General features: G+C 32.6%; 18 protein-coding genes, 1 rRNA gene and 1 pseudogene. 15 read left to right on the top strand and 5 right to left on the bottom strand.

Annotated elements, in window-relative coordinates:
* Nucleotides 1-195: pseudogene (locus B5D15_RS13545) on the bottom strand (IS21 family transposase); the annotation flags it as partial.
* A 535-nt stretch (nt 196-730) separates the two neighbouring features.
* Here B5D15_RS13545 and B5D15_RS13540 point away from each other — a divergent pair.
* From B5D15_RS13540 to B5D15_RS13525, 4 genes are all read left to right on the top strand, one after another.
* On the top strand, nt 731-1,975 hold the full coding sequence (locus B5D15_RS13540; RefSeq protein WP_078697645.1) for a sugar ABC transporter substrate-binding protein: 1,245 nt from the start codon (nt 731-733) through the stop codon (nt 1,973-1,975).
* Nucleotides 1,976-2,106: 131 nt separating this feature from the next.
* Nucleotides 2,107-3,048: a carbohydrate ABC transporter permease gene (locus B5D15_RS13535; RefSeq protein WP_078697644.1), complete on the top strand. Its 942-nt coding sequence runs from the start codon at nt 2,107-2,109 to the stop codon at nt 3,046-3,048.
* A complete protein-coding gene (locus B5D15_RS13530) occupies nt 3,048-3,932 on the top strand; it encodes a sugar ABC transporter permease (RefSeq protein WP_078697643.1) in 885 nt (294 codons plus the stop codon). Before B5D15_RS13535 ends, B5D15_RS13530 begins: the two co-directional genes overlap by 1 nt.
* A gap of 18 nt (nt 3,933-3,950) precedes the next feature.
* Nucleotides 3,951-5,681 (top strand): glycoside hydrolase family 13 protein, encoded by a 1,731-nt coding sequence (locus B5D15_RS13525; RefSeq protein ID WP_078697642.1) that lies wholly within the window; start codon nt 3,951-3,953, stop codon nt 5,679-5,681.
* A gap of 72 nt (nt 5,682-5,753) precedes the next feature.
* Here B5D15_RS13525 and B5D15_RS13520 read toward each other — a convergent pair whose 3' ends face one another.
* Nucleotides 5,754-8,003: a glycoside hydrolase family 31 protein gene (locus tag B5D15_RS13520; RefSeq protein ID WP_078697641.1), complete on the bottom strand. Its 2,250-nt coding sequence runs from the start codon at nt 8,001-8,003 to the stop codon at nt 5,754-5,756.
* A 147-nt stretch (nt 8,004-8,150) separates the two neighbouring features.
* Between B5D15_RS13520 and B5D15_RS13515 the strand changes: the two genes are divergently transcribed.
* The 4 genes from B5D15_RS13515 to B5D15_RS13500 all read left to right on the top strand — a co-directional run bounded on the left by B5D15_RS13515 (nt 8,151) and on the right by B5D15_RS13500 (nt 13,824).
* Nucleotides 8,151-9,632 carry a YjjI family glycine radical enzyme gene (locus B5D15_RS13515; RefSeq protein ID WP_078697640.1) on the top strand — a complete coding sequence of 494 codons (1,482 nt, stop codon included), beginning with the start codon at nt 8,151-8,153 and terminating at the stop codon, nt 9,630-9,632.
* The gene (locus tag B5D15_RS13510; protein ID WP_078697639.1) at nt 9,632-10,462 is read left to right on the top strand and encodes a YjjW family glycine radical enzyme activase; all 831 of its coding nucleotides are present in this window, start codon (nt 9,632-9,634) and stop codon (nt 10,460-10,462) included. The genes B5D15_RS13515 and B5D15_RS13510 overlap by 1 nt, the downstream gene beginning before the upstream one ends.
* Nucleotides 10,463-10,592: 130 nt before the next feature.
* Nucleotides 10,593-11,498: a transposase gene (locus B5D15_RS13505; protein ID WP_078697638.1), complete on the top strand. Its 906-nt coding sequence runs from the start codon at nt 10,593-10,595 to the stop codon at nt 11,496-11,498.
* 622 nt (nt 11,499-12,120) lie between these two features.
* Nucleotides 12,121-13,824 carry an alkaline phosphatase gene (locus tag B5D15_RS13500; protein ID WP_207651474.1) on the top strand — a complete coding sequence of 568 codons (1,704 nt, stop codon included), beginning with the start codon at nt 12,121-12,123 and terminating at the stop codon, nt 13,822-13,824.
* Nucleotides 13,825-14,116: 292 nt separating this feature from the next.
* Here the strand turns inward: B5D15_RS13500 and B5D15_RS13495 are convergent, their stop codons facing one another.
* Nucleotides 14,117-15,508 carry a sensor histidine kinase gene (locus B5D15_RS13495; protein WP_179122319.1) on the bottom strand — a complete coding sequence of 464 codons (1,392 nt, stop codon included), beginning with the start codon at nt 15,506-15,508 and terminating at the stop codon, nt 14,117-14,119.
* A complete protein-coding gene (locus tag B5D15_RS13490; RefSeq protein ID WP_078697635.1) occupies nt 15,508-16,206 on the bottom strand; it encodes a response regulator transcription factor in 699 nt (232 codons plus the stop codon). Before B5D15_RS13490 ends, B5D15_RS13495 begins: the two co-directional genes overlap by 1 nt.
* Nucleotides 16,207-16,386: 180 nt before the next feature.
* On the opposite strand from B5D15_RS13490, the gene B5D15_RS13485 reads away from it, so the two are divergent.
* From B5D15_RS13485 to B5D15_RS13460, 6 genes are all read left to right on the top strand, one after another.
* Nucleotides 16,387-17,619, top strand: a complete 1,233-nt coding sequence (locus B5D15_RS13485; RefSeq protein ID WP_078697634.1) for an efflux RND transporter periplasmic adaptor subunit — start codon at nt 16,387-16,389, stop codon at nt 17,617-17,619.
* Between the two features lie 4 nt (nt 17,620-17,623).
* Complete coding sequence (locus B5D15_RS13480; protein WP_078697633.1) at nt 17,624-18,808, top strand: ABC transporter permease; 1,185 nt, start codon at nt 17,624-17,626, stop codon at nt 18,806-18,808.
* A 13-nt stretch (nt 18,809-18,821) separates the two neighbouring features.
* Nucleotides 18,822-19,439 (top strand): hypothetical protein, encoded by a 618-nt coding sequence (locus B5D15_RS13475; RefSeq protein WP_078697632.1) that lies wholly within the window; start codon nt 18,822-18,824, stop codon nt 19,437-19,439.
* Nucleotides 19,440-19,465: 26 nt separating this feature from the next.
* Nucleotides 19,466-20,140, top strand: coding sequence for an ABC transporter ATP-binding protein (locus tag B5D15_RS13470; protein WP_078697631.1), 675 nt, complete (start codon nt 19,466-19,468; stop codon nt 20,138-20,140).
* Nucleotides 20,141-20,252: 112 nt separating this feature from the next.
* Complete coding sequence (locus tag B5D15_RS13465) at nt 20,253-20,543, top strand: DUF2508 family protein (protein WP_078697630.1); 291 nt, start codon at nt 20,253-20,255, stop codon at nt 20,541-20,543.
* Nucleotides 20,544-20,603: 60 nt separating this feature from the next.
* Nucleotides 20,604-20,876 (top strand): pro-sigmaK processing inhibitor BofA family protein, encoded by a 273-nt coding sequence (locus B5D15_RS13460; protein ID WP_078697629.1) that lies wholly within the window; start codon nt 20,604-20,606, stop codon nt 20,874-20,876.
* A gap of 38 nt (nt 20,877-20,914) precedes the next feature.
* Here the strand turns inward: B5D15_RS13460 and pepV are convergent, their stop codons facing one another.
* Nucleotides 20,915-22,309, bottom strand: a complete 1,395-nt coding sequence (gene pepV, locus B5D15_RS13455; RefSeq protein WP_078697628.1) for a dipeptidase PepV — start codon at nt 22,307-22,309, stop codon at nt 20,915-20,917.
* Between the two features lie 506 nt (nt 22,310-22,815).
* Here pepV and B5D15_RS13450 point away from each other — a divergent pair.
* Nucleotides 22,816-22,985 (top strand): 16S ribosomal RNA (locus B5D15_RS13450); the annotation flags it as partial.

Raw genomic sequence — 22,985 nt, 5'->3', positions numbered from 1 at the left:
TACGGGTTCAATCTTCTTAGGCCGTCCTCTTTTATCTCCTTCTTGTTTACCTAAACTTTGATTAAAATCAGCTTTTTCAAGATATTTTATTACTGTTCTGTAATTATGCCCAGTAACTTTAACAATTTCATTTACTTTTTTCCCTTTACTATAGTACAGCTTTTTGATATTCTTAACTTGAGTCATTGTTAACATTCCTTTCTACCCCCTTTAGCCTCATCAACTAAAGGGTAGTTTATTTTGAGGATGTTGGCAATGACTTTTTTCCATTTTTTTATTTGTATTTTATTTCTGCAACTCTTTGTATTTATATTTTACACTAAACAATTAATAAAGAGCCCCATAATACTGCATAAAATGCTTTCTATGCAGTATTATAGGGTTTTATTTTTAATAAAATCCACAAGGTTATCAACAGATAGCAGCATCTTAAAGTTTGTTTTTTAAAGTTATCACCAGAATTATTCACATTATCCACAGAAAATCATCCACAATACAAATTGATGTATATCAATTATACAGTAACTTATAATCAACAAAATATTAATATATAGTAAATAATAAATTCATAATAAGAGCTGTAAGAAAAAGGATTAATGTATTAAAAATTTGATTTCATTAAATTATTAGCGAAATTTGATTTAAAATAATAGTTTGACAATTCAGAAGAAAAGCATTATAATAATATTGTGCAAACGATTGCATGAATAAAAAATAAGGGGGAAGACCTATGAAGGGAATTAAAAAAATCATTTCATTAGTTTGTATTGCTGTTTTAATTGGAAGTCTTTTTGTAGGTTGTGGGAAGAAATCTGAGACTTCAACAACAAATCAAACAAATCAGACACAGGAAACAAAGACACCAAAGAACTTAATAGTATGGTCGCATCTTACTGATAAAGAAGTAGCAGAAGTAGATAAAGTAGCTCAGGAATGGGCTAAAAAGACAGGTAATACTGTAAAGGTACAAGCAGATAAAGGCGATTTTCAGGCATATCTGCAGGCTGCAAACAGCAGCAAGGCACCAGACATAATGTTTGGTATAGCTCATGATAACCTTGGAACTTTCCAAAAGGCACAGCTTCTTGCAGAAGTTCCTTCTGATGTAGTAGACAGAAGCAAATATGTACCAATGGCATTAGATGCTGTATCATATGATGGAAAATTATTTGGTATTCCACTTGCTATGGAAACATATGCTTTATTTTACAACACAGACAAGCTCTCAGCTCCTCCAGCTACAATGGAAGATCTTATAGCTGCAGGCCAAAAGAATGGATTCCAATATGATATAAACAACTTCTACTTTACATATGCTTTTATTGCAGCAAACGGAGGATACGTATTTAAAAACAATGGAGGAGCCCTTGATCCTAACGATATAGGGCTTGGAAACGAAGGAGCTATAAAAGGATATCAGATGCTTGCTGACTTCGTACAAAAATATAAATTTATGCCTGCAACATTAAAGGGAGATGATGCTAAAGCAGCATTCCAAAAGGGCAAGACAGCTTTATATATAAGCGGGCCTTGGGATGTTCAAGGGTTTAAGGATGCAGGAGTTAAATTTGCAGTTGCACCTCTTCCAAAGACAAATGGACAGCCAACACCTTCCTTTGTTGGAATACAGGCAGCCTTTGTAAATGCGAATTCAAAGAACCAGGCAGAAGCTTGGGATTTAATGAAATACTTAGTAGAGAATACACCAATGCCATTATTAAAATCTGGTAACAGAATTCCTGTTTTAAACTCTGAACTTGAAAAAGATGAAGTTAAAAATGACAGCATAATATCAGCCTTTGCAGAGCAAGCGAAGTATGGAACACCAATGCCTAACATTCCTGAAATGGCAGCTGTATGGAAACCGGCAGGAGACAATTTAACTCTTCTTACATCAGGAAAGTCAAAGCCTGATGCAGTCGCAAAGAATATAGTTGATCAAGTAAAACAAGGAATTGCACAGCAGCAAAAATAAAATATAGTTAACTTACAAGGAGAGGGCTTTAGAACCCTCTCTTTTAATCAAAACATTGTTGATGTAAAATAGAAAATAATGCAATAGGGTTTGCTTTAAATATTTAAAAACAAGTGCCTTGGGAGGAGAAAATGAAAAGGAAAGATGAAAGAAAGAGAATAAAAGTATATGATGCTGCAAGACCTTTTATATATCAATCACCAGCGCTGATATCTATCCTGCTGCTTCAAGTAATACCAATAATAATGACATTTTATTATGCTTTTACAAATTATAACATAAACCATCTTAAAAATTATAAATTTGTTGGTTTTTCAAATTTTGTTGATATAATTAATGGTCCTTTTAAAGAAATTTTCTTACCTGTTTTAGGCTGGACTGTTGTATTTGCTCTTATTTCCACCTTAGGATGCTTTATAATAGGCCTAATAACAGCATTATTATTGAATAATCCTAACATGAAAGAATCTACCATATATAAAGGTCTGTTAATAATCCCTTGGGCAATTCCAGGAACAATTGCAACTCTTGCATGGCAGGGGCTTTTAAACGAGACCTATGGAGGAATAAACTTAATTTTAATGAAACTTCATCTTATTTCAAATCCAATACCTTGGTTTTCAGAACCTTTATGGGCAAGAATTGGTATAATAATTGCAAATCTTTGGCTTGGATTTCCTTATATGATGAACATTTGCATAGGTACGTTGTCTCAGATACCAGATAATTTTTACGAAGCTGCAGATATTGAAGGAGCGAATGGATGGCAAAAATTTATAAAGATAACTTTGCCTTCTATAACAAATACATCATTACCTCTTATTATTTCTTCATTTGCATATAATTTTAATAATTTTGGAGCTGCATATCTTATTACAAGCGGACTACCGGCGAAGGCAGGCTCGCAATATGCGGGATATACTGATATTTTGATATCTTCAACTTATAAACTTGCTATGCAGTATAATTTATATAATGTAGGTTCAGCTTTATCCATATTGATTTTTGCTATCGTTGGTACACTTAGCTTTATCAATTTAAGGCTTACAGGTGCATTTAAGGAGGTAAACTGATGGAAAGGACAATTAATTCTTCAAAACAGGATGTAAAATTGATTTATAAAAAGAAATTAAAATTTAAAGATATAAGAAATTTATGGCTTCAAAGAATTGCGCTTTGGATAATAATTGCTATTGTACTTTTTCCTATAGTTACAGTAATCTCAGCATCGATGGCAAAAGGAGATGCATTTTATCAGGGAAGCATATTTCCTCAAGTATGGAGTTTTGAAAATTATTCTAAAGTTCTAAAAGAAACGGATTTTAAGATATGGGTTAAAAATAGTATGATGGTCTGCTTTAGCGTTGCTATACTTCAGCTTTTAATGACGACAACGGCAGGTTATTCATTTTCAAGAATGAGATTTAAAGGGAGAAAAACCGAGCTTTTAGTTCTTTTAATACTTCAGATGTTCCCAGGTATAATGACGGTTTCAGCTATACTTGGAGTAGCATATAGGCTCGGATTTATGGACCAGCTTTGGGCTCTTATATTAGTATGTGCAGGGGGAAGTGCTTATAATATATGGCTCTTTAAAGGCTTCATTGATGGAATACCTGTATCTCTTGATGAAGCAGCTATGGTAGATGGTGCAAGTCATTGGCAGGTATTTCGCAAAATTATAATACCTCTTTCAAGGTCCATGCTCGCAGTTACATTCCTTTTTAGTTTTATAGGTATATATGGAGAATTTGTATTTACAAGTGCACTTATTAAAGATAGTTCACTATATACAGTAGCCATAGGACTTCAAACCTTTATAAATAATAAATTTTCAACTAACTGGACACAATTTTCAGCTGCATCTATAATGGCATCTTTGCCAATTGTTATTGTTTTTATGCTTTTACAAAAGTTTATATCAAAGGGATTAGTTGCTGGAGCACTAAAAGAATAAAATATAGGGGAGCAGAATATGAATTTACATGCAATATATCATATAACAGATGTACCTTATGCTTATGCTGAAGATGAGAATAATTTATTTATAATGATAAGAACAGAAAAAAAGGGTGTAAAGGGTTGTAGATTATTTTATAAAGACAGGTACGATTGGGAAAACCCATTTAATGTTAAAAATATGGAGTTAAAAAACAGGGATAATTTGTTTGATTATTTTGAAACAGTTATTAACCTTCAAAAAAATAGATACAGATACTTTTTTGAATTAGAGGATTTTAATGGAAATATTTTATACTATAATGAGAGGGGTTTCCATGAAAAATCAGTATGTGAAGCGGGAGCCTTCGAGTTTCCATACATAGCTTCAGCTGATGTATATAAATCTCCCTCTTGGGCGCAGGAAGGCATAGTGTATCAGATATTTCCAGACAGGTTTTGTAATGGGGATAAAAGCAACGATCCCTTAGGGGTAAAATCATGGGGGGATGATGTAACTGCTGCATCGATGTTCGGAGGAGATTTAGAAGGTATAATAAATAAGCTCGATTATCTTGAAAGTCTTGGAATTACAATAATATATTTAACGCCTGTATTTTTATCAACAACTAATCACAAATACAATACACGGGATTATTATAAAATAGATCCTCATTTTGGAGATGTAAATACGGCTAAGAGGCTTGTTGAAAATGCTCATAAAAGAGGAATTAAAGTAATATTCGATGCAGTATTTAATCATTCAGGAGATGATTTTTTTGCATTCTTAGATGTGCTTAAAAATCAAGAGGAATCTAAATATAAGGATTGGTATTTTATAAAAGAATTTCCTGTATCGACTGAAAAGATAAACTACGAAACCTTTGCAGATAATGTTTCTATAATGCCAAAGTTAAATACAAGCAATCTTGATGTTAGAGAATATCTTCTTGATGTTTCTGAATTTTGGATAAAAGAAGTTGGAATAGATGGATGGAGGCTTGATGTGTGTGATGAAGTAGACCATCTTTTCTGGAGAGAGTTTAGAAAAAGGGTTAAATCTGCAAATAAAGAAGCCTTTATAATAGGTGAAATATGCCATGAGGCTGTATCCTTCCTTAAAGGAGAACAGTTAGACAGCATAATGAATTATCCTTTCAGAGATGTGATGATAGATTATTTTGCTAAAAGAAGTATAAAGGCAGATAAAATGATAAATGAACTTTCAGCTAAAAGAGCACTTTATATGAAAAAAATCAATATGAATCTTTTAAACCTTTTAGGAAGCCATGACAGGGCAAGGTTTTTGACAGAATGCGGTAATCATGTTGAAAGATTGAAGCTTGCAGCTGCTTTTCAGTATACATATATAGGAATACCGTATATATATTATGGTGATGAGATAGGGATGTCGGGAGGACATGACCCTGAATGCAGAAGATGTATGGAATGGGATGAAAAGAAGCAAAACAGGGAGCTTTTTAATTATTATAAAACTTTGAACAGAATAAGAAAAGAAAATAAAGTACTTGTCTATGGAGATTTTATAAATGTATATAGTCAGGGAAGCATTACAGCATTTAAGAGGATAAATAATAAAGATGTAATTTTGGTAATACTTAACAACTGTGATGAAGAGAATAGCTTAAAATCAGAGGATATTAAAGGGAATTATATAAATCTTTTTACGGGTGAGAAAATACATTTATTTGACAGCATTATATTAAAACCTAACGATATTAATATATTAAAATTATCCCATGAATAAAACTTATTAATAAGGTTAGGGCTGTATTAAGCTAAAGGTTGATTTTTAGTTTGATACAGCCCTATTATTTAATTATTTATACTTTAAAATGAATTCACTTTTTTTATTTAATCCTTCATAAATTGGATTAATATTTGTACTCTGTATTTTTCCGTTGAAGCATTCTATTTCGTAAAGATTATATTTACCTTTTTTATAATCTTGGGTTAATCCATCATCTTCGTAGTACAAAATTTTACCGCTGCCTTTAAATATTTCAATGGTTACGTTTACATCTTTTTCTCCTATATAGTTAATGTGCTCATCAAATATTGGAATTATGCTGCCTTCTTTAACAAAGACTGCTATTTCATCAAGGGCAACCGGTATAGTGTAGAAGCTGTTCCCTTCATATTTTTCATTTGTAAAATAGTTATACCATGTTCCTTCAGGAAGATATATATTTTTCTGTCTTTCATTAGCATATAGCACAGGGGCTATTAGCATATTATCCCCAAACATAAACTGAGAATACATGTCTAAAACATTTGCATCCTCAGGATATTCCATAACCATAGGTCTAAATACAGGGATTCCCTCTTTATAGGATTTATAATACATATTATATAAATAAGGAATAAAGCGATATCTTAAATTAATAGCTTTTACTGCAGCATTTTCAGCTCTTTTACTAAAACTCCAAGGCTCTTGTCTTCTTGTATATATTGCTGAGTGGTTTCTAAAAATAGGTAAAAATGTGCCAAGCTGCATCCATCTTATAAAAAGCTCCTCGCTGCAGTTTCCGCCAAATCCTCCAACATCATTTCCGACGAAACTGAAGCCTGACACACCTAAATTACAGTTCATAGGTATAGACATCCTTAAATGCTCCCATGTGCTTTGGTTATCCCCTGTCCAAATGGAAGCATATTTTTGTCCGCCTGCAAAGGTAGCTCTTGTCATACTAAAAGACCTATTATTTTCCCTTAATTCTTCCTGAGCTTCTTTAGAGCATCTGCTCATTTCCATGCCGTAAAGGTTGTGAAACTCTTTATGCTCTATTGTTCCTTTATCGCTGCTATGGAGGCACTCTTCAGGCATTGTCTTGTATTCGTTATCAAAAACAGCAGGCTCGTTCATATCGTTCCATATGCCATCTATTCCTAAAGAAAGAAAATCCTTAAGTTCTTCCTTCCACCACTCTCGTGCTTTATGATTCGAAAAATCCGGAAATACGCTTTTGCCTGCCCAAACTTCTCCAACATAAAGCTCTCCATCGGGATTTTTTACATAGCAGTCTTTTTTAAGACCATTGATATATGTATTGTAGCCATCTTCAATCTTAACTCCAGGATCGAGTATTGTTACTAATTTAAATCCCTTTTCATGAAGATTCATAAGCATATCCGAAGGAGCAGGGAATTTACTTTCATCAAAGGTCATAACTTTAAAGTTGTCCATATAATGTATATCGCAGTATAAACAATCGCAGGGAATATTTTTGTTTCTAAATGTATCGGCAATATTTTCAAGTTCTTCTCTTGAGGAGTAGCTGTATCTGCACTGCTGATATCCAAGAGACCACATTGGAGGCATGTCCATATTCCCAGTTAAAAAACAATATTTTGAAACCACATCTTTCATATCGTATCCAGGAATGAAGTAATATTGAATTTGTCCTCCTTCAGCACCAAAGAAGATTCTTTCGCGGTTTTCCTTTCCCATATCGAAGTAGCTTCTATAGCTGTTATCAAAGTAAATTCCATAGTAAAAATTATTTTTCATAGAGCAGGGTTTTATGCCTATGTAAAAAGGAATGGTTTTATATAAAAGAGGAGTATTATCGTTATAACTTGGGTCATCGGTATTGTAGTTTTCTATATACTGCCCTTTTTTATTTAAAGGACCGGATTTTTCACCGAAACCATAATAGGCTGTGCAATCGTTTGCCTTACATATAAAAATTTTTTTATCACTTTTTCCAACAGGATTATAGTCTGTATTTATAACCTTTCCGTCCTTTGATAAGAAAGATATTTTTAAGCTGTTTTTGTCAATTAAAGTATCAACATTATTACCTGATAGAATAATGCTTTTTTCATTTTCCTCTATTGTTGGAGTAATTGTTTTAAGACAGCTATTTATGGCGTTAGTATTAATGCTTATTTCATCGCTTTCCCCGACGAAAATTTTTATAATATCCTTTTCATAGCATGTAATTTCAATTCTTCCTCCTGAAAATATTACTTTTAAAGTGTTATCTTCTAAAAAGTATTTTTGATAATTGCCTATAAAATATGCTGGCTCATATTTTACGTTTAATGTTTCCTTGTGACTTAGCATAATTTTCACTCCTTTGTAAAGTTAATTCAAAATATTATTGAAAACCATTTATTAGTATATATTATTTTAAAGTGGTTATCAATTTACTTTTAAATTTATTTTTATAATTAGATACATGGATTATAATATATATAAGAGGTGATATTAATGAATGGTGTAATTGAAATATTAAGCAATACTAAACTTGACTATAAACAAAAAAGGGCAGCTCTTTCATCCCTAACAGAAAATTCTCTTCCATATGTTGATATAAGCGATAAAGCGAGAAAATATATGGAGGATGGGATTATATGCAATTTGAATGAAGGAAATGCTCCCTACAGGCCAAGATATATTCTTCCTGACTATAAAAAGTATTTTGAAAATGGAAGCGAGTATCTTAACATTAAAAAGCCTTCTGATATGTATGAGGCTGTAAACGCTCTTCTTATAATATATAATTACGTCCCATCTATTACAGGATACCCTGTATATTTAGGGAATGTAGATGAACTTTTAGAGCCCTATTGTGATACAGTATCTGAAAAAGAGCTTGAAAATTTACTTAAGATGTTCCTTGTAAATATAGATAGAAATCTTCCCGATGCCTTTGTTCATATGAATATAGGACCAAGAGATACGAGGGTTGGGAGGCTTATTTTAAAACTTGAAGAAAATTTAAAAGATGCAGTCCCAAATCTCTCATTAAAGTGCTCTAAGGATACGCCGGATGATTTTATAAAGCTTGCAATTAAAACATCCCTCGAAATAGGTAAACCTTACTTTATAAATCATGATGAATTAGTAAAGGTTCTTGGCGAAAATTATGGTATAGCAAGCTGCTATAATGCCCTTAAAATAGGAGGAGGAAGTTTTACTTTAGTCAGGGTTAATCTTAAAGAGGCGGCAAAGCTGTCTAAAGATTATAATGATTTTATAGAAAGAGTACTTCCTGATGTTATAGGCTGTCAGTGCGAGATAATAAATGAAAGGGCAAGATTTATAGTTGAGACAGCTAAGTTTTTTGGAACATCATTTCTATCGAGGGAAGGACTAATTGATATTAGTAATTTTACTTCGATGGCGGGGATATTTGGTCTATATGAATGTGTTGAAATATTAAGCGGAATGAAAATGGGAGCAGACGAAAGTGCAGACGAAATGGCAGAGAATATAACAAAGAGGGCCTATGAACTTGTAAAAGAGAAGGAAGGCCTCTACTGTTATGGCTATGGCGGCAAAATAGGGTTTCACGCTCAATCGGGTATAGACAGCGATATAGATGTTTCAGCAGGTGTTAGGATAAAGACAGGGTGTGAACCTGAGATATTTAACCAGATAAGGCTTGAAGGAAAGCTTCAAAAGTATTTCGATACAGGAGTCAGCGATATATATATATTTGATAGAACTGCAAAGAGCAATATAGATGGGGTACTTACGATTATTAAGGGTGCTTTTAAAAGTGGAATAAGGGAAATGACGATAAATACATCTGATTCGCAGCTTATAAGGATTACAGGGTATCTTGTAAAAAGATGCGATATTGAAAAGTATGAAAAGGGAGAACCTCTAAGGGAAGGTACCGTTGCACTTGGTGCAGATAGTATAAAAAACTGCAGGATTTTAGATAGGAAGGTTAGAGGTATATAATGGCTTATATAAATAAAATAATATTAAACACCTTTATAGATGGGCCGGGAAGCAGGATGGCAGTATTCATGCAGGGGTGCAATTTAAGATGCTTATACTGCCATAACCCTGAAACATGGAATCTTTGTACAAACTGTGGGGAATGCGTTAAAGCCTGCAAAAAAGGGGCGCTTTATTTTAAAGATGGCAGGGTAAAGTACAACAAGGATTTATGTGTTAAATGCGATGTCTGCATAAAGGTATGTCATAATAATTCAACGCCCAAATATACTGATATGTCTGCACAGGATATTTTTAAAACAGCCTATGATAACAGGGATTTCCTCGACGGCATAACCTTATCAGGCGGGGAGTGCACCCTTCAATATGAATTTATTTTAGAGCTTTTTAAATTAATAAAAGAAAATACAAAACTAACTACTTTTATAGATACTAATGGATATATGGAATTTGATGTTCTTAAAAAGCTAATCGATGTTACTGACGGGTTCATGTTTGACCTTAAGGCATTAAACAGAGAAAATCATATTAAACTTACAGGATACGATAACGAAAAAATAATAAAAAACCTTGAGTACGTTTCTAAGATGGGACTTTTATATGAGGTAAGAACTGTATTAGTAGAAGGATATAATGACAGTGTAGAAGAAATTGAAAAAATATCAAAATATATATTTAACCTTAATGACTATACCAAATTCAAACTCATTCCCTTCAGACCCTTAGGAGTTAAGGGAAAGCTTTCTAATATGAAGCAGTTTGATGAAGAAAAATTTGAATATCTTTATGATAATTCAAAAAGAATTTTACAATCACGATTAAAAGAATAAATTTAAAATTTTAGAAATTTTAGGGACGGTTACTTATTTTCTGCATAAGATTCTCGATTTGATGAATAATTCAACCTCCAACTTGGGAAAATATTACTAAAAATATATTTCAAATTGGAGGTGCTTTTTTATGCCGAGAATGGCAAGAGAAAAAAGTTTTGACTCAATCTACCATGTCATGGTTAAAAGCATATCAGAGGTTGCCCTTTATCAAGATGAGAAAGATAAAATAAAATATTTAGACTTTGTGAAGAAAGCCCAAGATCAGTTTGAATTTAGGGTTTATTCCTACTGTTTAATGGATAATCATGCTCATTTTATTATCGATGCAAACGGGGCCGACATTTCAAAAATAATGCATTTTGTTAACTATAAATATGCTATGTATTTTAACAAAAGGCATGAAAGACATGGGCATCTTTTTCAAGACAGATTCAAAAGTTTAATTGTGAAGGATGATAGATATCTTTTTGCATTATCTGCATATGTTCATTTTAATGCAACAGATATAAAGGGATATGAGACGAATCCAGAGGAGTATCGTTTTTCATCATTAAGCATATATTTGGGTCAAAAGACAGATGAATTTGAGCTTGTTGATGATGAATTTATATTATCGATGTTCAGTCTTAAAGAAGCTGCTGCAAGGGGTATGTACAAAGACTTTGTATTCAAAGTAAAGAGTATTGTTGATGTAAAGAAGGAAGAGTTTATAAATGAAGGTACAGAATATAGAAGTATGAGAACTGTGCTTGTAAGAGATCTATCCCCTGATAAAATAATAGAGATTATAACAAAAGAATTTGATATAGATAAGCTGATGCTTAGGATAAAGAGGGCAAGTGGCGCAAAGGAAGCAAAAGCAATACTTTGCTTTGTACTAAGAAAATTTTGTGACTTAAAATGCTGCGATATATGCAAAATAGTTTGCATGGGACAGTCGAACGTTTCCAAGCTGTGTACATTAGGGAGAGAACTTATAAAACAAGAAAAATATAAAGGATTGTTACAAGAAATTTTAAAAGAAACAGCATAGAAATATTTTTAAGTTATAGCAAGTAGATAGATAAAAGTAATATAAATTTTACATGTTAATTTTATACAAAAATATTTTAGTATGAGTTCTTGGGTTGAAAATGGACGAGCCATCTTAATTTTTATTGTAAATAAAGAATGAAAGTATAATTATAAAATTTTCAAGTATTTATTTTACTATTTAATTTGATTTAAATTTTTGTTAATCTAAAAAATCGATAATTTCATTTATTATAAATAATAAGTAACTGTCCTATATCACCATTCCTTTCTTTTAGTATAATGGTTTGTGCTAATTTTATTATACCAAGAATAGAATGTTTTTTGTTTTAAAGTCTCAATTTCTAAAGCTTTATTTTATATTTTTATGTGCAAAAGATGAATTAATAAATAATTATGAAATGTATAATAAGTTGAGGTTTATTAATAACAATTTTTCTGTTTAGGTTCTCACATAGATAACAGTTTTAAATAAATGAAGATAAATAAATAAGTAACCGTCCCAAGATTTAAGATTTAGTTAAGAGACATTTAATCCATAATTAACATTGATTAACATATTCATAGCATTTTCTAAACATAAGAGTTTTACAATGTATTTAGAATCGAGAGGAGGTAAGAAAATGAATCTTAGGAAACAAAAATTAATTAACATTATTTTATCCTTTCTACTTGTATTATCAATATTAATCAGTCCTATCTACGCTGATGCAGCAAGTAAGACAACAGTAAATAAATCAACAAAGGCTCCAGTAGTTAAGATTGTAAAACCTGTAGAACAAAAGAAGGTAAGAAATGTAATATTTATGCTTGGAGATGGTATGGGTATTTCACATACCACTCTTTCAAGATGGTACAAAGGTTCAAATCTTGCAATGGATGAAATAGTAACAGGCCTTATAAGAACATACGGTGCAGACTCTGTAATAACTGACTCAGCACCAGCAGCAACAGCTTTTGCCTGCGGAGTAAAATCCGATGACAAATTTATAGGCGTATATCCTGATAAGATAACAGTACCAACTGAAAAGGCAGTAGATGAAAAGGATGCATATAAGCCATTAGCAAACGTTTTGGAGGGTGCAAAGCTTTTAGGAAAATCAACTGGACTTGTATCAACATGCCAAACTCCTCATGCATCACCTGCAGGTTTTAGCAGCCATGTTCCAAATAGAAGCTTATATTATGATATAGCAATGCAGCAGGTATATCAGGGAATAGATGTTGTATTCGGAGGAGGAAAGCAGTATCTTGTTTCTAATGTACAAAATGGAAGAAAAGATGGAAATAATCTTATAGAAGTATTAAAAAATATGGGTTATGACTTTGTTGAAGATACTCAAGCAATGAGAAATACTAAAGCTAACAAAGTTTGGGGAATGTTTGCAGATGATTCCATGGATTTTGATATGGATAGAGACCCAGCAAAGCAGCCAAGCTTACTTGAAATGACTCAAAAGTCAATAAACATACTTAACAGAAATAAAAAAGGTTTCTTCCTCTTTGTTGAAGGAAGCGAAATAGATTGGGCATCTCATGCTAATGACCCAATAGGAGTTATAGGCGATACCCTCGCTTTTGATAAGGCAGTAAAATATGCATTAGACTTTGCAAAGATGGATGGAAACACCCTTGTTATAGTAGTTTCTGACCATGATAATGGAGGACTTTCAATAGGAAACAGCAGCACAAACAGCACATATTCATCATTACCGCTAAGCAGAGTTGTAGATCCATTAAAGAAGGCTAAATATACAGCAAATTATGTTGAAAAGCTTCTTAATGCAGATAGAAGCAACATAGTAGAAGTTATGAGGGATTACTATGGTATTACAGATTTAACACAGGACGAAATAGATGCTATTAAAAATGCTAAATCAGGCTCATTTAATTATGTTGTAGGACCAATAATAAGCAAGAGAGCAAGCATTGGATGGACAACGACAGGTCATGCAGGAACAGATGTAGCATTATATGCCTATGGACCTTATGCACCAAAGGGGTTAGTTCAAAATACAGATCTTGCAAATGTAATGGCTAAAGCTATGGGATTTGACTTGAAGGATGTTAATGATAAGCTTTTCATTGACATAGAAAAGGGAATAAACCTAATTCCAAATGCAACATCAAAGCTTGATACAACTAATGCAGCAAATCCTGTGCTTGAGATAACAAAGGGCAATATAAAAGCTCAGCTTCCAATAAACACTAACATACTAAAAATTGGGGATAAGCAGTATAAGCTAAAAGGAATAACAATTCTTTCAAAAAATAAAAGAGTTTATGTTTCTAAAGAGGCTCTTGATATAATATATGGTGCAAAATAATCGAAAAATTGATTAGGAAGTTTTGGAATTCAAGAAAATAGCAAGATATTAAATGTTATTAATCTTGCATATATGTGAATCAGCAATACTAATATTTACAGCAGGAAGGGATGCATAAATAAATTTAATAAGTTTTAATATTTTGCCAGTGAGACATTAATTTTATTTTTAATATTTAAAAGCTATAAACTTTAGAATGCAGTATGAATTATTTGGGAAAAACAAGGTTATATAATAAAAGGTTCTTAGTACTATTGGTATTAAGAACCTTTTATTAAGTCAAAGTAAAATTTTACAAATTATTTTTAAATGTAATTGTAAATTTTGTACCTTTATTGAGAGTACTTTCAACTTCTATATTACCCTCATGGGCCTCTACTATGGATTTGACAATTGATAGACCAATACCTGTTCCTCCTGTTTCACGGCTTCTTGAAAGGTCAGTTCTATAAAACCTCTCAAAAATATAAGGAATATCTTTTTTAGGGATTCCTATTCCGTTATCCTTTACGGTAATTACGATTCTATTTTCGATTTTCTTTAAAGATACTTCTATCTTTCCTTTGAAATTAGAGTAGCTGTATGCATTGGATAAAAGATTATTCAATATTTGTCGTACTTTATTTTTATCCATATAGGCATATATGTTAGGTTCAATTTCAGCAAATAATGATATTTCTTTTTTAAAACACTGTGGCCTGAACATTTCAATTATTTTATCCATTTCTTCTGATAGATTAAACTTGCTTTTATTTAGTTTTTCACTGGAATCTTCAAGGCTTGCAATATACTTTATATTATCAGCTAAGCTTGATATCCTTACAACTTCTTCAAGGCAGCCTTCTATTTTTTCAGTTGTTGGCTGCCAAAGACCGTCTATAAAGGCCTCGAGGTAATTCCTAAGATTAGAAAGAGGAGTCCTTATTTCATGGGATATGTCGGTTACGAGCCTTTTTCTTAGCATGTCCTGATCTTCTAAGGTATCTGCAAGGCAGTTTATAGAATACGACAGCTCCTCAAGTTCAGCAGTATTTGTTTTAATTTTAGAACGCTCCTTAAAATTTCCTTTCCTTAAATTTTGTGAAGTTTTTACAACTTCCAATATTGGAAGAGAAAGTTCCTTAGATAAAATAAGACTTAAAAATATCCCAATCAAAATAGCGATTACAGCAGAAACAGGGAAAACTCTGCTGAACTGATCTTTAAATATTAAGGCCTGTCTTGAAGGGTTATTTTTTCCATAGTAACCTATGGTTAATCTTCCAATAATTTCATTATCATTATATAAATTGATATTATCTTCCATATAACTTAGGGTTCTAACATTGTTAGGTGGCTTTAAGTAGCTTTTATTAGTCGGTTTTCTTTCTTGCAAATATTCTTTCCCTGAGTCGAGGATTACATTGTTATTAAAATCTTCAAGCTTAATATAAATTCCCTGAAATCTTGCATAGCCAACTAAAATATTTTTATCTGTCTTATAAATGTCTTTATTTTTCTTATACTCATTAATTATATAATCGGCTATTCTTTTCGTTTCAGCATAATGAACATCATGAAGATAATTATCAAACCTGTTTTGTATCATAACATATGAAGTAATTATTATAGTAATAAGAGTTATTAAAATTACTGCTAAAAAATTTAAGGAGAGCTTATGAAAAAGTTTTATCTTAATTTTCATCATTTTCCTCCGAATTTATATCCAATGCCATAAATAGTTTGGATATACTTTGGATTTTTTTGATCATCCTCAATCTTTTGCCTTATATTTTTTATATGGGTATCGATTGTTCTGTCATATCCTCCGTAATCAAATCCAAAGGCTTTTTCTACAAGCTGATTTCTCGAAAAGATTTGTCCGGGATTTGCAAGAAGAACCTTTAATATTTTAAACTCATTAGTTGTAAATTTTACTTCAGAGCCCCTCTTTTTTACTATCATTTTCCTAAAGTCAACTTCAAAATCCCCATCATTAAATGAAAAATAATCTGCAGCAGGATTTTTGTCTTTATAACTTCTTCGCAGCATTGCATGTACTCTTCCTACCAATTCCCTTGCGCTAAAGGGTTTTGTTACATAATCATCAGCTCCAATTGATAATCCTAAAAGCTTATCATCTACCTCGGACTTTGCAGTCAGCATTATTATTGGAACGTCACAGGTTTGCCTTATTTTCATGCACACTTCTTCGCCGCTTAATTTTGGCATCATTAAATCGAGAATTACAAGGTCAATTTTTTCATTTTCAAAAATATGAAGAGCTTCCTCACCATTCTTTGCTTTATAAACAGTATATCCTTCCTTTGAAAGATATAAATCTACGATTTCAAGTATTTTTATTTCATCATCGGCAATTAGTATATTGTAATTGTTGTCCACAGCAACCACCTCCACATACTAACTTTATTATATATCTTTTTTACGTTATCAAAAATTTTTGAAGGAAATATGAAGTTTTAAATTTTTATGAACTCAGCATTTTATTAAACTCTCCATATTTCCTTCACAATTTGAAAATATTATTACTTTAAAAGCAATAATAAGCGGGAGGAATAGTACATGTTTAAAAAGATTAAAATATTTGCTTTAAACAAAAAAATGATTAAGTATGCGATTGTTTTAATGATAGTTGCTTTTTGTGCAGGGGGATATGCGATATATCAAAATAATAAGGCAAAAAGCGCTATGGCACAGGTTTCATATAAACAGGTAGCAGCTCAAAGAGGCGACCTCACAATTGCAATATCGGTGGACGGGAAAGCAGAGCTTCCTACCTTAGGGCTTAGCTTTCCAACTGGAGGAAAAATAAAAGAAATATATGTAACGCCGGGGCAAAAGGTGAAAAAAGGAGATGTTCTTGCTGAGCTTGACACAACAGATTTAAATAATCAGCTTCAATCAGCAAATAATGATTATCAAATTTCACTGCTTAAATTAGAACAAGCAAAGGCAAATCATAATAAAAACATTCAGGATGCAAAAGCATCTGTAGATAGCAGCAAAAGCCAAGTAGATAAGTTGTATCTTGAGTATTATCCTATGACGCAGCTCCCTGATGCATATACAAAAACTGAAATTGAGCAAAAAAGAATGGATTATGAAAATGCAAAAAGAAGCTATGAAAATCAGCTGTCAAATTATAATAGAATTTTAAGTGATAGCTCAGATATTAAACTTGCAGAGCTTAATTTACAGTCAGCTCAAACAAAGTTAAAGACAATTAACGATAATATTGCAAATGCTAAACTTATTGCTCCCTCTGATGGTACAGTTTTATCCGTTTCAAACAGTGCCGGTGAAGTTATTGGTGAAAACGTAAAATTGGTTCAGTTGTCTAAAGGCGGGAATGTTGCAGTTACAGCTCAAATATCTGAAATAGATCTTCCTAAAATCAAAATAGGGCAGGAAGCAGAGGTAGAATTTGAAGCCTATAGCAAAAAGGCATATACTGGTAAAATAACTTCAATTAATTTGCTTCCTAATACCGATTCCAATGGGATTGTCAGCTACAATGTAAGCGTGCAGCTTAATAGTGCTACAGATGAAATAAAAACAGGAATGAACTGCACAATAAAATTCATATTAAAGCAAAAGAAGGATGTACTTTATATTCCAAATAAAGCAGTTAAAATGGTAAACGGACAGCAGGTAGTATATATTCAGGATAAGGATGGCAATAAAAAAGAGCAGGTAATAAAGACTGGTTTTACCGATGGGACAAATGTTGAAGTAATTGAAGGTCTAAATAATAGAGATATTGTTCTTGTAGAAGACAAGAAAACGAGCAGGTGATTATATGAGTTTGATTGAAATATTCAGAATGGTGTTTATAAATGTAAAAGAAAATAAATTCAGGGTGTTTTTAACAGCTCTTGGCATTATAGTGGGTTCCTTTACAATAGTTATGGTTTTTGGAATAGGAATGGGAAGCATGGAAAATGTAAACAAACAATATGCGAGGCTTAATGCAGGAACAATTGTTATAATGAGTGATCCTCGAGCACGATCCTATGAAGATTTATCAGATAAGGATTTATCAGATATTAAGGACTGCTCATCTGTAAAAAGCGCATGTATGGTTAATCGAAGTAATGCAACCCTCGTATATAACAATAATTCCTCTAATGCTTCGGCACTTTCGGTTACTGAAGATTTTCAGCAGATATACAGCCTATCCCTTGACGAAGGAAGATTCATTACAGATGAAGACGACAAGCAGTATAGCAAGGTAGCAGTTGTTGGCTCCTCAATAGTTGAACAATTTTTTGATAATGATCCAAGTGAAGCTATAGATAAAGAAATCTTAATACAGGGAAGAAGGTATAAAATAATTGGAGTACTATCGAGAATAGGAAGCTCTTCTGGAGGAATGAACATAGATGAATCTGTATTTCTTCCCTTTGAAGTAGGACGAAAAAACGTTACTGGAAGAAGAGCTATGCTTTCAATTATTGCCCTCGCAGATGATGTTAAAAACGTTCAAGGAGCAATAGATGAAATAAGTTCGGTAATAGAAAGCAACCATAGCAAATATGCTGATGCTTTTCAAATTAGAGACGCAGGAAGTACTCTTCTTGCCGCACAGGATGCAGCAAAAACAATGACAATTCTTTTGACATCAATAGCTGCAATTGTATTGTTTGTTGGCGGAATAGGAATCATGAACGTTCTTTTTGTATCCGTTCAGGAAAGGACAAAGGAAATAGGTATATTAAAAGCAATAGGCACGAGAAAAAAGGATATTTTGAAGATGTTTTTATTTGAGTCAATTATAATAAGCACATCTGGAGGCATAATAGGAACGCTTTTAGGAATATTTGCACCAGCTCTTATAAAGCAGTTTAATATAAATTTTGTTCCAACATTATATGGGAATATAATTGCTTTAGGATTTTCAATAGTTACAGGTACATTCTTTGGATACTACCCTGCAAAGAAAGCAGCGTCCCTGAAACCAATAGATGCTTTGAATTATGAGTAAAAGGAGGATTCTTATGAAAAGGAATTCATATATATTTTTAGTGATAATGTTAGCTTTATCAATATTATTATCTGCATGTTCAAAATCCAATGCAGCAAAGGAAGAATCACCAGCTTCTTCATCATCTTCAAATGCAGCTTCATCAAATATAAAAAGGGATATTGTGATTGGAAAGGTTGACAGCATATTAGGAAATGAGGTTGAATTATCTGTTGCAGATATACCTGAAAGCATGAAGCAAAGACTCGAAAATATGGGAAATGGAAACAGGCAAAGGAATACACAGCAAAATAATTCAACGCAGGATTCACAGAATGGAACAAACATTTCAGCAGGGCTTTCTCAAAATCAAGGTCAGGGAGGATTTGGACAGGGAAGAAACTTTCAAAATGGAAATTCTCAAAACAGACAGAGGATGCAGTTTAATTATACAGGGGAAAAGAAAACTATAGATATACCTGTTGGAGTTCCAATTATAACAACTAAGTTTGGAACAAATGGAATGGAAAGAACTGAAGTTCAGCTATCGGATATAAAAGAAGGAAATCTTCTTTATATAATATATGAAAATGGCAATATAGTTGAAGTTAGGCTTATGAATACAGCTTCGCAGTCACAGTCAACACAATAAAATATATAAGTGAATGAGGGATTTTTATGGATGACAATATTATATTAATGAAGGATATTTATAAATCCTATAAGATGGGAAAACAAACCTTGCCTGTTTTAAATGGAATTTCTATAAAAATAAAAAGAGGAGAATTTGTTGCTATATTAGGGCCCTCAGGCTCGGGGAAATCAACTCTTATGAATATAATAGGATGCATTGATGTTGCCGATTCTGGAGAATATATTCTCGCAGGCAAAAATATAAATTCGAGGAATGAGGATGAGCTTGCGTTTATAAGAAACAGAGAAATAGGATTTGTGTTTCAAAAGTTTAATCTTCTTCCTAAATTTACAGCTGTGCAGAATGTTGAGCTTCCCCTTTTGCTTCGTGGAGTAAAAAGAACTGATGCCCATGAAAGAGCATTAAAAATACTTGAGGGGGTAGGACTTTCAGACAGGGCTAATCATAAGCCTATAGAGCTTTCAGGAGGCCAGCAGCAAAGGGTATCGATTGCAAGGGCATTAATCGGAGAGCCGGATATTCTCCTCGCAGATGAACCAACAGGAAATCTCGATTCAAAATCATCAAAGGAAATAATAGATTTATTTATAAAGCTTAATAACGAAGGACATACCATAATACTTATAACTCATGATCTTAATGTTGCATCAAAGGCAAAAAAAGTTCTTCACATTATGGATGGCCAAATTTATTCTTAAAAAGAGGATTAAACTTTCAAGCCTCTTTTTTAAACGTATTTTTTATTTAATTGAATATTATCACCTTTATATGGAAATAATACTAATGAGTTTTAAAAGAGGTGGTAATTTCATGAGCGAAAATGAACAAATTAAAAAAATAAGTTTTATTAACAAAGCTATATTAAATCTTAACATAATCAAAAACTATAAAAAGGATGTAAGCAGTAAATTATCAGAAGAAATAAAATCAGCAATCGATGAGCTTGAAAGCGTAAGACAATACTTTGACTCAGTAGATGAGCCTGAATTAATAGATTATGCAATATATAGAGAAAAAGCTGCAATAACGAGGCTTTCATACCTTTTAAGAGTTGCTAAAGATGAAAAGAAGATTGAAAAAATAAATACAATAGGAAGTTAAAAGTCCTAATTTTAATTTTGCCCTCATATAATTTATTAAAAATTATATGGGGGAATCAGAATGGTATTTGATATAAATGTTATACTGTACATAGTCCTTATTATATTTTTGGGGATAGTTGCACTTTCTCTTAAATTTAAAAGCCCTTCTATAATAAAAGTAGCTTTTAAAATTGTTTTTGCAGGAGTATGCATCTTCTTGTTTAATTTTTTTATTGGAAGTCTAATACACTTTACGATACCTTTAAATATAGTAACTGCGTCTTCTGCAGGGCTTTTAGGACTTCCTGGAATAGCTCTTTTGTTTATTTTAAGATTTATAATCTTCCCATAGATAATAAAAAATCCAGCAGAAAATCTGCTGGATTTTTGCTATTTTGCAAGCTCATAAATTGCATGGGCATATATTTTAGCGTTAAGTATTAAATCATCTACTTCTATATATTCGTTTACCTGATGGTCCAGATTAGGTTTTCCAGGGAAAATTGGTCCAAAGGCTACTATATTAGGCATTTCCTTTGCATAGGTTCCTCCTCCTATTGCAAGAAGGGTTGCTCTTTGACCGGTCTGCTCAGCATAAACCTTCTGAAGAGTTTTTATAAGAGGATGATTTTCAGGGTAATATAGAGGCTTTTGATGAATCATATCTTCAACTTTAAGGCCTATCTCTTCTATTCTTCTGTTAAAAGGTTCCATCATATCTTCATATTTATATGTTACTGGGTATCTAAGGTTGAGAGTTATAGAAGCTTTATCTTCAGTTATATTAATTGCTCCAACATTAAATGAGAGCTTTCCAGAGGGCTCATCCTCAAGGTATACTCCAAAGGATTCCCCGTGTATTTCCATTCCTACATACTTATTAAAGAAGTTTATAAAATCAGCGGCATCACATTTTCCTATATTTAAAGTTCCGAGAAAGGATAAAAGCTGCATTACTGCATTTTTGCCAAGCTCTGGAGTACTTCCATGGGCTGAAACTCCGTAGCACTTTATAATAAGCATATCATCTCTTGTTTCTGTTTTAAATTCATATCCCTTCTCATTAGCAAACTCAATTGCGCAGCTTTCAAGAGAAGCAGTATTATCAGAGACAACTTCAGCTTCACAATAGTCTGGTACCATGTTTGGTCTTTGACCGCCTTTTATGTAGTTTATTTTAGTATTGGAGCTTTGCTTTATGTTAATATCCTTTACAACTTTAAACATTGTAATTCCCTTTTCTGCATATATGATTGGAAAATCTGCATCGGGAGTAAATCCTGCAACAGGCGGTTTTTCCTTTGATAGATAGTGCTCAATTTCTGTACTTCCGTTTTCTTCGTTTGTACCGAATATTATTCTAACCCTTTTTGAAAGTTTTACATTGCTGTCTTTTATTGCTTTTAGAGCATAAAGTGCAGCCATAATTGGTCCCTTATCATCGAGGGTACCTCTTGCATAAATCTTTCCGTCATGTATTTCTGCTCCATAGGGGGGATACATCCAGCCGTCTCCTTCGGGTACGACATCGAGATGGCCTAGAACGGCAACGTACTCATCCCCTTCCCCTAACTCAGCATATCCGGCATATCCGTCTATGTTAGCTGTTTTAAAACCAAGCTCTTCAGAAATTTTAAGGGCAGTTTCAAGGCATAGAGCCACTCCTTCTCCAAAGGGCTTGCCTTCACCGCAAGGCTCTTCTGCAACGCTTCTTATTTTTAATATTTCTTGGGTAGATTTTATAAGTTCATCCTTCATATCGTCAATTCTTTTATTAAAGTCCATCTTTACACCTCCTGATTCATATTCTACAACTATATTATAAAGCTTATTTAAACAATTTTACAATTTATTTTATATAAGGTAAAGCAACAACACTTCCTCGAGTATCTATAGACGAAAATGTGAGGAACAGATAAAATTTTTGAGCAATAATGAGCTAATTTTAATTATTTGTCATTTTACATATAATTTTAAACATATAAATCTGATATTATATGAAAGTCGCTTGAAGCGGCAAAGATTAAAGGAAGTTAAGAGAAAAAACTTCCAAATAAAAAAGAGTTGACTTAAGAGAAAAGGCGTGATAAACTAACTAAGCTGTCTTTTGAAAGAGCAAGTGATTAAGTAAAAAGATGGCAAGAAAAAAGAAGTTGACAATAAAGATACGACATGATAATATAATAAAGCGTCTTAAAAAGAGAGCATTTGAACCTTGAAAATTGAACAGTGGATAAGCGAACGTACCATAAAAGATGCAAAATAAGCATCAAAAATGAGTTTCAGGATTTTATCTTGAGAGTTTGATCCTGGCTCAGGACGAACGCTGGCGGCGTGCTTAACACATGCAAGTCGAGCGGAGGCAGCACTTAACACTGAGTGCTTAGTGGTGAGAGCTTAAATTAAGTTAGTCAGCGTCAAGACCGCGTAAGCGGGCTTCACGCTATATAAGAATAACACA

It is taken from the genome of Caloramator quimbayensis (assembly GCF_900167605.1).
In the GTDB taxonomy this organism is placed as follows: domain Bacteria; phylum Bacillota; class Clostridia; order Clostridiales; family Caloramatoraceae; genus Caloramator_B; species Caloramator_B quimbayensis.
The sequence above is the reverse complement of the archived record's forward strand: the minus strand, read 5'-3'. Positions and strand labels throughout refer to the sequence as shown.